Origin of the sequence: Mycobacterium sp. NAZ190054 (genome assembly GCF_001545925.1) — a bacterium.
Classification (GTDB): domain Bacteria; phylum Actinomycetota; class Actinomycetes; order Mycobacteriales; family Mycobacteriaceae; genus Mycobacterium.
The window spans coordinates 1-10,536 of record NZ_LMVQ01000118.1 but is presented as its reverse complement, the minus strand read 5'-3'; the positions used below and the strand labels follow the sequence as shown (position 1 = coordinate 10,536).

General features: G+C 68.2%; 11 protein-coding genes and 1 pseudogene. 4 read left to right on the top strand and 8 right to left on the bottom strand.

Features of this window, described 5'->3' with window-relative positions; all coding sequences use genetic code 11:
* Positions 1 to 131, top strand: a pseudogene (locus ASJ79_RS33120) (type I glyceraldehyde-3-phosphate dehydrogenase); the annotation flags it as partial.
* Between the two features lie 24 nt (positions 132 to 155).
* Positions 156 to 746 (top strand): SDR family NAD(P)-dependent oxidoreductase, encoded by a 591-nt coding sequence (locus tag ASJ79_RS10445; protein WP_231750810.1) that lies wholly within the window; start codon positions 156 to 158, stop codon positions 744 to 746.
* A 228-nt stretch (positions 747 to 974) separates the two neighbouring features.
* Here ASJ79_RS10445 and ASJ79_RS10440 read toward each other — a convergent pair whose 3' ends face one another.
* From ASJ79_RS10440 to ASJ79_RS10425, 4 genes are all read right to left on the bottom strand, one after another.
* The gene (locus ASJ79_RS10440; protein ID WP_067954835.1) at positions 975 to 1,739 is read right to left on the bottom strand and encodes an enoyl-CoA hydratase/isomerase family protein; all 765 of its coding nucleotides are present in this window, start codon (positions 1,737 to 1,739) and stop codon (positions 975 to 977) included.
* Positions 1,740 to 1,801: 62 nt separating this feature from the next.
* The gene (locus tag ASJ79_RS10435; protein WP_067954832.1) at positions 1,802 to 2,902 is read right to left on the bottom strand and encodes an acyl-CoA dehydrogenase family protein; all 1,101 of its coding nucleotides are present in this window, start codon (positions 2,900 to 2,902) and stop codon (positions 1,802 to 1,804) included.
* A complete protein-coding gene (locus tag ASJ79_RS10430) occupies positions 2,889 to 3,704 on the bottom strand; it encodes an acyl-CoA dehydrogenase family protein (RefSeq protein ID WP_067954831.1) in 816 nt (271 codons plus the stop codon). The genes ASJ79_RS10435 and ASJ79_RS10430 overlap by 14 nt, the downstream gene beginning before the upstream one ends.
* A 31-nt stretch (positions 3,705 to 3,735) precedes the next feature.
* The gene (locus ASJ79_RS10425; protein ID WP_067954829.1) at positions 3,736 to 5,148 is read right to left on the bottom strand and encodes a class I adenylate-forming enzyme family protein; all 1,413 of its coding nucleotides are present in this window, start codon (positions 5,146 to 5,148) and stop codon (positions 3,736 to 3,738) included.
* Positions 5,149 to 5,260: 112 nt separating this feature from the next.
* Here ASJ79_RS10425 and ASJ79_RS10420 point away from each other — a divergent pair, with 112 nt between their 5' ends.
* Entirely contained in the window at positions 5,261 to 5,581 is a 321-nt protein-coding gene (locus tag ASJ79_RS10420; protein ID WP_067954827.1) for a 2Fe-2S iron-sulfur cluster-binding protein, read from the top strand.
* Here the strand turns inward: ASJ79_RS10420 and ASJ79_RS10415 are convergent.
* From ASJ79_RS10415 to ASJ79_RS10400, 4 genes are read right to left on the bottom strand one after another with little or no spacing between them, the layout of a single operon-like run.
* Entirely contained in the window at positions 5,569 to 6,627 is a 1,059-nt protein-coding gene (locus ASJ79_RS10415; RefSeq protein WP_067954825.1) for a CaiB/BaiF CoA-transferase family protein, read from the bottom strand. The two genes, ASJ79_RS10420 and ASJ79_RS10415, sit on opposite strands and share 13 nt — an antisense overlap.
* Positions 6,624 to 7,580, bottom strand: coding sequence for an LLM class F420-dependent oxidoreductase (locus tag ASJ79_RS10410; RefSeq protein ID WP_067954823.1), 957 nt, complete (start codon positions 7,578 to 7,580; stop codon positions 6,624 to 6,626). Before ASJ79_RS10410 ends, ASJ79_RS10415 begins: the two co-directional genes overlap by 4 nt.
* 28 nt (positions 7,581 to 7,608) lie before the next feature.
* The gene (locus tag ASJ79_RS10405) at positions 7,609 to 8,010 is read right to left on the bottom strand and encodes a cobalamin B12-binding domain-containing protein (protein WP_067954821.1); all 402 of its coding nucleotides are present in this window, start codon (positions 8,008 to 8,010) and stop codon (positions 7,609 to 7,611) included.
* A gap of 2 nt (positions 8,011 to 8,012) precedes the next feature.
* On the bottom strand, positions 8,013 to 9,602 hold the full coding sequence (locus tag ASJ79_RS10400; protein ID WP_067954819.1) for a methylmalonyl-CoA mutase family protein: 1,590 nt from the start codon (positions 9,600 to 9,602) through the stop codon (positions 8,013 to 8,015).
* Between the two features lie 172 nt (positions 9,603 to 9,774).
* Here ASJ79_RS10400 and ASJ79_RS10395 point away from each other — a divergent pair.
* Positions 9,775 to 10,536, top strand: a 762-nt coding sequence (locus tag ASJ79_RS10395; RefSeq protein WP_067954818.1) for an NAD(P)-dependent oxidoreductase, incomplete at its 3' end; no start/stop codon positions are given.

The window sequence follows — 10,536 nt, the reverse complement described above, 5'->3', positions numbered from 1 at the left end:
TCTCCAACGCCTCGTGCACCACGAACTGCCTCGGCCCGCTGGCCAAGGTCCTCAACGACGAGTTCGGCATCGTCAAGGGCCTGATGACGACGGTCCACGCCTACACCCAGGACCAGAACCTGCAGGAGGGCAAGCTGCCCGGCACGATCGGCTCTGTGGCAGAACGTATCTCCGAAGCCGGCGGTCGCGCGCTGCCGGTCGTGTGTGACGTCACCGACGAGGAGTCCGTCAACGCCGCGGTCACCGCGACGGTGGCCGAGTTCGGCGGCATCGACATCCTCGTCGCCAACGCCGGGGTGCTGTGGCTGGGGCCCGTCGAGACCACGCCGCTGAAACGGTGGCAGCTGTGCCTCGACGTCAACACCACCGGAGTCTTCCTCGTGACCAAGGCGGTCATCCCGCACGTCCGGGCCCGCGGCGGAGGGTCGCTCATCGCGGTGACGACCACCGGCGTCACGATGACCGATCACGGTGCGAACGCCTACTGGGTGTCCAAGGCCGCAGTCGAGCGGCTCTATCTCGGGCTGGCGACGGACCTGAAGCCGGACAACATCGCGGTGAACTGCCTGACCCCGTCGCGGGTGGTGCTCACCGAGGGCTGGCAGGCCGGCGGCGCCGGTATGCAGATCCCGCCGGAGATGGTCGAACCGCCCGAAGCCATGGCCGATGCTGCCGTTCTGCTGGCCGCACAGGATGCTTCGGGCATCACCGGCACCATCCAGCGCTCCGAGGAACTCACCTTCTGACCGCGACCGTGCGTGTCCGCAGGCGACACACCGTGCGATTCGCGAAGTTTGCGCACGGTCGAGCTGCACAATCCGCACACTCGGCCAACCATATCCGCGCGCACCACCCCGTGGGCGTGCGCCCTCTCTCCGGCGAGCGTGCGCAGAATCGCCTCGGGCACCGCGTGTTTCACCGCAGACGCGCACGCTCGCCACAGAAGGTGGGTGAGGTTTGGTGTGGTACCGACGCTATTTCTTGGCGATCAGGCCGTCGACGATCTTGTTGAAATCCGTCGTGCCGAACGACACATACTCCGCCAGGTTGGCGTAGTCCAGCGACGCCATCACCGACTTCTCCAACTGGATGTTCATCAGGCGCTTGGTCGCCTCGACCGCCTGCTGCGGCAGCTCGATCAGCTTCTTCGCGCACGCGATCGCCTCACCGACAGGGTCCTCGACGACATGATTGGCCAGGCCGAGCTCGACCGCGCGCTGCGCCTTGATCCGCACCCCGGTGAGCGCGAATTCCTTGGCCTGCAGCAGACTGATCTGCGAACCCCACACGAGCGGACCACCATCGGCGGCGACCAGGCCGATCGACACGTGCGGGTCGGCGAAGAACGCGTTCTCGGCGATGTAGACGACATCGGACAGCGCGGCCAGGCTGCAGCCCAGGCCCACGGCAGGTCCGTTCACCGCGGCCACCACCGGGATGCGGCAGCGCACCATGCCGATCACCAGGTCCCGGCCGTGCTTGATCGTCTTCTGGCGCAGGGCTTCGTCGTTGCGCAGTTCGTCGAGGTAGTTGAAGTCGCCGCCGGCCGAGAAGGCCCGGCCCGCACCGGTGATGACGGCCGCCCGGGCGCCGGCATCCTCGTTGAGCTCCTCCCAGATCTTGGCCAGCCCGACGTGCAGGTTGTCGTTGACCGCGTTGAGGTCGTCGGGCCGGTTCAGCGTGATGATGCGCAGCGCACCGTCGGCGCGAACGTCGATTTCCTCTGGCATGCCGTACATTTCAGTGTCCTCTGCTCTTCATCGATGGCTCCTCGCCCGAGGGCTCGTCGCTACGCAAGCGCTCATCGCACCCCCAGTCCGAGGATGCGTTGCGCGATGATGTTCTTCTGGATCTGCGAGGTACCGCCCATGACGCTCTGCGCCCGGCTGTACATGTAGGCACCGAAGAGCTCCTCGTCGGAGGTGCCCACGGTCGCCAGCGCGGCATGCCCGACACACTGCTCGACCCACGTCATCAACAGCTTGTCCAGTGATCCCTGCGGGCCGTGGGTGATGCCGTCGAGCTGCTCGGACAGCCGTCTGCGCACGTGCAACCGCAGCATCTCGGTCTGCACCCATGCCCACAGCAGTTCCTCGTTGGGCGCCCCGTCCAGGCCGGCGGCCATCTGGCGCACGGTCTTTCCGTAGCGTGCGGAGAACCCGAGGGTGGACGGTTCACGCTCATGGCTGACGACCGTCATCGCCAGCTTCCAGCCCTCCCCCGGCGCGCCGACCATGTTCTCGGCCGGTACCCGCGCACCGTCGAAGCTCACCTGGCCGAACTCCCTGGTGACGCCGCTGATCATTTTCAGCGGCCGCTGCTCGATCCCCGGCTGGTGCATGTCGACGATGAACGCCGAGATGCCCCGATGTTTCGGCACGTCCTTGTCGGTGCGGGCGAGCACCAGGCACCAGTCGGCGACGTCGGAGTAGCTGGTCCAGATCTTGTGCCCGTGGATGACGTAGGTGTCGGGGTCGTCAGCGTCCCGGACGGCGGTGGTCGTCAGCGACGCGAGGTCGGATCCGGCACCGGGCTCGGAGAACCCCTGGCACCACCGCTCGGTGCCGTTGATCATGCCGGGCAGGAAGCGCTGCCGCAGCTCCTCGCTGCCGTGGTGGCTCAGGCCGACGACGAGATAGCCGAGGCTCGGCCGCGCCGGCGCCCCGGCCTTCGCGATCTCCTCGTCGACGATCACGTCGTAGACCGGCGGAAGGTCCTGCCCGCCATACGCCTTGGGCCAGGACGTGCCGAAGAAACCCGCCTGGAACAGTGCCTGATGCCACTCGCCGGCCTTGGCCCAGTACGCGTCCCCGGAGGTCGGGAACTTGCCCTTCTGCTCGGCGAGCCAGGTGCTCAGGCGCTCACGGAACGCGGCCTCGTCGGGGGAATCACGAAAGTCCAATGGTCAACTCCTCCAGCTTCGCCGGCCACACCTCGGTGGCGGCCAGGACACGGCGCAGATAGACGTGCGCCAAACACTCCCACGTGTTGCCGATACCGCCGTGCACCTGGATCGACGTCTCGCACACCGTCATCGCCGCACGCGCACAGTAGATCTTGGCCACCCGGGCAGCCTCGACCGCCTCGCGCACGGGCAACTCGTCGACAGCCCACGCGGCGTGCCGCGCCACGCTGATCGAACCCTCGATCAGCGCCAGGCTCTCGGCCAGCAGATGCGCGACGGCCTGGTAGGAACCGATCGTCGCGCCGTACTGCTCGCGTACCTTGGCGTACTCGGTGGCCAGCGCGTGAGTGCCCCGCGCCGCACCGAGGATGTCGGCCGCCGTCGCCGCGAGCGCGAGCGCATACCAGCGGCCCGCGTCGTCGTCAGACAGTTCGGTGAGCTCGGTCGGCGACTCCACAACCCCAGCAAAACTTTTCGTCAGGTCTACGGTCCTTGGCGCGGCGTCGGGCAGCGGCACCTCCCGCCCGAGCCTGCGCTGCAGGTCGTCGGCCAGCACCGGCCCGAGGTAGGGCACATCGACCAGACCGCGGCCGAACTCCTCGGCCACGATCGCGACCTCGACCGCCGACGCGCCGTCGCAGCGCAAGGTGCGGAACCCGGTCGCGTCGACGGCCTTCTCCAGCCGCGCCAGCCGTCCCGGGTCGTCGAGGTCGGCGACCGAGCCCGGCCCGAGCTCGCCTGCCACCTCCGCGGCGGCATCACGCAGCTGTTGCTGCTCACTGGTCAGGCGGACGTCCATCAGATTCCTCCGCTCTTCGCGCAAGCGCTCATCAGATTTCTCCGCTCTTCGCGCAAGCGCTCATCGCACGCTCCCGTAGAACTCGCCGGAGCGCCTTGCCCGAAGGCAGGCGCGGGATTTCGTCGACCACCACCACACGGCTCGGTCGTTTGTAGGAGGCCAGCCGCTCACCGACCAACGCGGCGAGCTCGCCGGTGTCCACCGGCCGGTGCACGGTGACAGCAGCGACGATCGCCTCGCCGTCGTCGGCCGGGACACCGAACACCGCGCAGTCGTCGACGTCGGGATGGCCGTGCAGAACAGCCTCGACCTCGGCCGGCGCCACCTGAAAACCGCGCACCTTGATCATCTCCTTGGCGCGGTCGGTGATCCGCAACCAGCCGTCGGAATCGAGGCTCCCGACGTCGCCGGTGCGGTACCAGCCATCCGAAAACGCCTGTCGCGTCCAGTGATCCGGAAGGTAGCCGGCCATCGCCGAGTCGGACCGCACCTGGATCTCGCCCTCCGCGCCGGGTCCGAGGACGTCCCCTGATTCGAGGGAGACGATCCGGATCCCCACCCCGTCGACCGCCCGCCCGACGGTGCCCAGCCGTGCCTGCTGCAGATCGTTGCAGGAGATCACCGGCAGCTCGCTGGCACCGTAGGCCGTCACCCACGAGACACCGGTGCGCCGTGTGACGGCCTCGGCGACGCTGGTGGTCACCGGGGTGGCACACCACATGATGTAGCGCAGCGACGACAGGTCGTACGATTCCAGGTCCGGATGCGCCGAGAGCGCCAACGCGATGGGCGCGACCGCCATCTCGACGGTGATGCGGTCGGACTCGATGTGGCGCAACATCGCATCGATGTCGAAGCGGCGGTGCAACCGGATCCACGCACCGGTGTCGAGGGCCATCACGATGTTCAGCAACCCCAGGATGTGCGACGGCGGCGTCATCACCTGCATGCGGTCCGCCGACGTCAGGCCGAGAGCGGCTCGCCAGTGTCGCACCGCGACCGCCAGCGAGGCGCGGGTGTGGCGGACCGCCTTGGGCATACCGGTGGTGCCGGAACTGAAGACCAGCACCGCATCGGATGCGGGGTCGGGTTCAGCCGTCTCGTGGTCCGCCGCGGCGATCTGCTCGTCGAGCGACAGCATCGGCATCGCGCCGGCGAGCACCGGGTGGTCACCGACGGCGTGCGTCGGTTCGGTCAACGACAGCGCATGGTCGACCTCGGTCCGCTTCCACGCCGGACTCAGCAGCACCGCCGCCGCCCCCAGGCGCCAGATCGCACGCAGCGCGACGACGAACTCCGGGCGGTTCGACGACATCAGCGCGACCCGGGACCCGGCGGCCACACCGCCCCGCTGCAGCTCGCCGGCCATGCCTGCGGCCAGCGCGTCGAGATCGGCGAGCGTGTACTGCCGGTCCTCGAAGGCGAGCGCCCAGGGCTCACTCACGTCGCGCGCGCCCCTTCCCGGAGTCGTGGATGATGGTCGCGAGAGGACTACCGTTTGTCTAGGAGAATACTATTCTCCTATTATCAGAATGACAATGTCGAGAGAGGGTTATATGACCGACCCGCAGACACCGGGCGCCGGGTCCGCAGTGACAGACGCAGGCACCATCACCATCAAATTGGACGGCAGCACCGCGTCGGTGGCGCACCGGCCCGACGAGACGCTGCTGGAGAGCGCGCGCCGCGCCGGGATGGGACCGCCGTTCTCCTGCGAGGCCGGCAACTGCGGAACCTGCATGGCGCTGCTCACCGAAGGCACCGCGACCATGCGGGTCAACGACGCACTGACCGAGGACGAGGTCGCCGAGGGATACGTGCTGACCTGCCAGGCGATCCCCGACACCGCGGATGTGACGGTCAACTACGACGAGTGAGCCGGCGCGCCGCTGTGTTCGTCCAACCGCGGCGCGGGCCGGTACTCCGGCTCGTACCCGGCGATGTGGATGGGGCTGCCGACCAGACGGAACTCCCCCGCGGTGACCAGTGCCTGCGGTGTCGCGGCCAACGCCTCGGGCAGCGTGCGCACCGCGGCGACCGGGATCCCCAGCGGCTGCAACCGCCGCTGCCAGTTCGCCGCGGAATCGCTGCGCAACACCGCCCCGACCACGTCCAGCACCTCGTCTCGGCGCGCCGCGCGTTCGGCCATCGTCGCGAAACCGTCGATTCCGGCCTCCGCCGCGAAGGCCGCCCAGAACGCGTCATGGGTGATGAACAACGCCAGATAACCGTCGGCCGTCGGAAACAGCTGCGCCGGCACGTAATACGAGTGCGCGCCGTTGGGGTAGCGCTGGGGTTCCACACCGTCGTTGAGGAACGCCGCGGCGCGGTAGTTCAGTTGCGAGAGCATCACGTCCTGCAGCGACACGTCGACCTGCCCGCCCCGGCCCGAGACGATCTGGGCCAGCAGACCCAGCGCCGCGGTCAGGCCGGTGGAATTGTCCGCAGACGAGTAACCCGGCAGTGTCGGCGGCCCGTCCGGATCTCCCGTCATCGCGGCCACCCCGGTCGCCGCCTGGATCACGTAGTCGAACGCCGGATCGTCCCCGCCGTCCAACCCGAACCCGGTCATCGCGACGCAGACGATGCGCTCGTTGAACTCCCTGAGCGAGTCGTAGGTCAGGCCCAGCCGACGGATCGCCGACGGCTTCATGTTGACCAGCAGCGCATGCGAATCCGCCACCAGCTCGCCGAGCCGCCGACGGCCCTGCTCCGACCTCAGGTCCAGCATCACGCTCTGCTTGTTCCGGTTCAGGCTCGCGAAATAGCTGTCGCTGACCTGCCGGGAGATCTCCCCGCCCGGTGGCTCGATCTTGATCACCTCGGCGCCCAGGTCGGCGAGCATCATGGTCGCGTACGGCCCGGCCAACATCACACCGACCTCGATGATCCGGATACCGGCCAGCGGACCGCCGCTCGTCACCGCACCGCCTTGGCGAGTTCGCCGATCACCTCGCGGGTGCGGTACTTCGACGCGACCAACTCGTCGCGGGTCTCGCCGATCGGCAGCAACCGCACCGACAGATCCGTGACGCCGGCGTCGGCGAACCGCTTGAAACGCGCCAGGATGGCGTCCTCGTCACCGGCCGCGCAGAGGTCGCCGACGTTGCGGGCGTCGCCGCGGTCCAGCAGTTTCTGGTAGTTCGGCGACGTCTCCACCTCGGCGAGGATCCGATTGGCCCGCTCCTTGGCCGCGTCGATCTCGGAGTTCGCGCACAGGCACACCGGGATGCCCGCCACGATGCGCGGTGCCAGCCGGCCCGCTTCTGCCGCGGCCTTGTTGATCTTCGGCGCGATGTGCTCGCCGATCGCCTTCTCGTCAGCCATCCACAGCACGGTACCGTCGGCCCGTTCCCCGGCGATCTGCAGCATCACCGGACCGAGCGCGGCGACCAGCACCGGGAGCGGTTGTTCGGCGCCGAGCACCGTCGGGTTGTGCACGGTGAACGTGTCGTTCTCCACATCGACGTCACCCGGCCCGGCCAGCGCCGCGTTGAGCACCTCGAGGTAGTCGCGCGTGTAGGCGGCCGGTTTCTCGTAGGGGATCCCCAGCATGTCGCGCACGATCCAGTGGTGCGACGGTCCGACGCCGAGTGCCAGCCGGCCCCCCGCCATCGCATGCACCGAAAGCGCCTGACGGGCCAGCGCGACGGGATGCTGCGCCTGCAGCGGCACCACGGCGGTGCCGAGTTCGATACGCGAGGTGTGCGCGGCCATCAGCGCCACCATCGTCAGGCAGTCGAAGTCGTTGGGCACCTGCGGCATCCACGCGGTGTCCAGACCGGCCGACTCGGCCCACTCGATGTCGGACACCAGCTTGGCGACCTTGCGTGCCATGTCGCCGCGCTCGGCCCCGATCATCACGCCCAGCTTCATCGCCCACCCCAGCTTCGCCCGCCCGGTTTCACGGCTGCTCCACCATCTCGGTCAACGCCCGCACCTCGCGCACCAGGTCGTCCAGCGACGTCCCGGTCGGGAACACCGCGGCCGCGCCGGCATCGAGCAGCTTCTGCACGTCGCCCTGCGGGATGGTGCCGCCCACCACGACGGCGATGTCACCGGCGTCGGCAGCGCGCAGCGCGTCCACCGTGCGGGCGGTCAGCGCGACGTGCGCCCCGGACAGAATCGAAAGCCCCACCAGCGCAACGTCTTCCTGCAGAGCGATCGAGACGATGTCCTCGATGCGCTGTCGGATGCCGGTGTAGATGACCTCGAAACCCGCATCACGCAGCGTCCGCGCGACGATCTTGGCTCCCCTGTCGTGGCCGTCCAGACCGGGCTTGGCCACCAGCACACGAACACCCATACCTAGAACACCACCGGCTGCTGGAACTCGCCCCACACCGACTTCAACGTCGACACCATCTCTCCCACCGTGCAGTACGCATTGGCGCAGTCGATCAGCTTGTGCATCAGGTTGTCGTCGCCCTCGGCGGCGCGCGCCAGCGCGGCGAGCGCCTCCTTGACGGCGACACCGTCACGGTCGGCCTTGACCTTCGCGAGCCGCCGCAGCTGCGTGTCGCGGCCCTCGGCGTCGAGCTCATAGGTGGCCAGGTCCGGCGGTGGCTCGTCGACGACGAACTTGTTCACCCCGACCACGGGCCGCACACCCGATTCGACCTCCTGGTGGATCTTGAACGCCTCGTCGGCGATCAGGCCCTGCAGGTAACCGTCCTCGATGCAGCGGACCATGCCGCCGTGCTCCTCGAGATCACCCATGATCTCGATGATCTTCTCCTCGGTGGCGTCGGTGAGGGCCTCCACGAAGTACGAGCCGCCGAGCGGGTCGGCCACCTTCGTCACGCCCGTCTCGTAGGCCAGGATCTGCTGCGTGCGCAGCGCGAGCGTGGCCGATTCCTCCGACGGCAGCGCGAACGGTTCGTCCCACGCCGCGGTGAACATCGACTGCACACCGCCGAGCACGGCCGCCATCGCCTCGTAGGCCACGCGGACCAGGTTGTTCTGCGCCTGCGGCGCGTACAGCGACGCCCCACCGGCAACACACCCGAACCGGAACATCGACGCCTTGTCCGTGGTGGCGCCGTAGCGTTCCCGCACGATCGTCGCCCAGCGCCTGCGTCCCGCACGGTACTTCGCGATCTCTTCGAAGAAGTCACCGTGGGTGTAGAAGAAGAACGAGATCTGGGGGGCGAACTTGTCGATGGTCATCCGGCCGCGCTCGACCACGGTGTCGCAATAGGTGACGCCGTCGGCGAGCGTGAACGCCATCTCCTGCACCGCGTTCGCTCCTGCGTCACGGAAGTGCGCGCCGGCCACCGAGATCGCGTTGAACTTGGGCACCTCGGCCGCGCAGAACTCGATCGTGTCGGCGATCAGTCGCAGCGACGGCTCCGGCGGCCAGATCCAGGTACCGCGCGACGCGTACTCCTTGAGAATGTCGTTCTGGATCGTGCCGGTGAGCTTCTCCCGCGGCACACCCTTCTTCTCGGCGGCGGCGACATAGAACGCCAGCAGGATCGCCGCGGTGCCGTTGATCGTGAAGCTGGTGCTGATCTTGTCCAGCGGGATCTGGTCGAAAAGGATCTCGGCGTCGGCGAGGGTATCGACGGCCACGCCGACCCGGCCGACCTCCTCGCCGTACTCCTCGTCGTCGGAGTCGTAGCCGCACTGCGTCGGCAGATCCAGTGCCACCGAGAGCCCGGTGCCGCCCTGATCGAGCAGGTAGCGGTACCGGCGATTGGATTCCTCGGCCGTGCCGAACCCCGAGTACTGCCGGAAGGTCCAGGTCTTGCCGCGGTACCCGGACGCGAAGTTGCCGCGGGTGAACGGATACTGCCCCGGCGGCGGCGGGTCGGCCGCACGATCACCCGGTCCGTACACGGGTTCCAGCGGGATCCCGGACGGAGTCTCTACCAGAGGGTGGACTTGGTCGCTCATCGATGGATAACGTACTTGCAAAAAATGAGAATGCCAATACCGCCTACGGGAAAGCCGCACGCCGCAGCATGTGCGGAACCACAGACAGCCCCCCATAAACCCGGGCACACAGCGATTATCGGATTCGCCTAAAATGAGAACGACGCTACCCGGCGCCGATGAGGAGGCCCCTTTGTCTGGACAGTCCAACGCGACCGGCGAGGCCGGCGGCACCGCGTTCGCCGACCGCACCGTCGTGGTCTCGGGAGGCAGTCGCGGAATCGGGCTGGCGATCGCCCTCGGCGCCGCCAGGCAGGGCGCCAACGTGGTGCTGCTGGCCAAGACCGCCGAGCCGCACCCGAAGCTGCCGGGCACGGTGCACACCGCGGTGGACGAGGTGGAGGCCGCCGGCGGCAAGGGGGCCGCGGTGGTCGGCGACGTCCGCAAGGAAGAGGACGTGGCGCGCGCCATCGACACCGCGGTCGAGCGCTTCGGCGGGGTCGACATCGTGGTCAACAACGCCAGCGCCATCGCCACCGAACCGACCGACCGACTGTCGGCCAAGAAGTTCGATCTGATGATGGACATCAATGTCCGCGGCACCTTCTTGCTCACCAAGGCGGCACTGCCGTACCTGCAGCAGTCGTCCGGCGGGGCGCATGTGCTGACCTTGGCGCCGCCGCTGAACATGAACCCGCACTGGCTGGGCGCCCACCCCTCCTACACGCTGTCCAAGTACGGCATGACCCTGTTGTCGCTGGGCTGGGCGAGCGAGTACGCCGACGCGGGAATAGGTTTCAGTTGCCTGTGGCCGGAGACCTACATCGCCACCTCGGCGGTGTCCAACCTGGCCGGCGGAGACGACCTGGTGAAGTCCTCCCGCAGCCCGGACATCATGGCCGATGCCGCCGTGCGGATCCTGTCGCGACCACCGGCACAGGTCAACGGGCAGTGC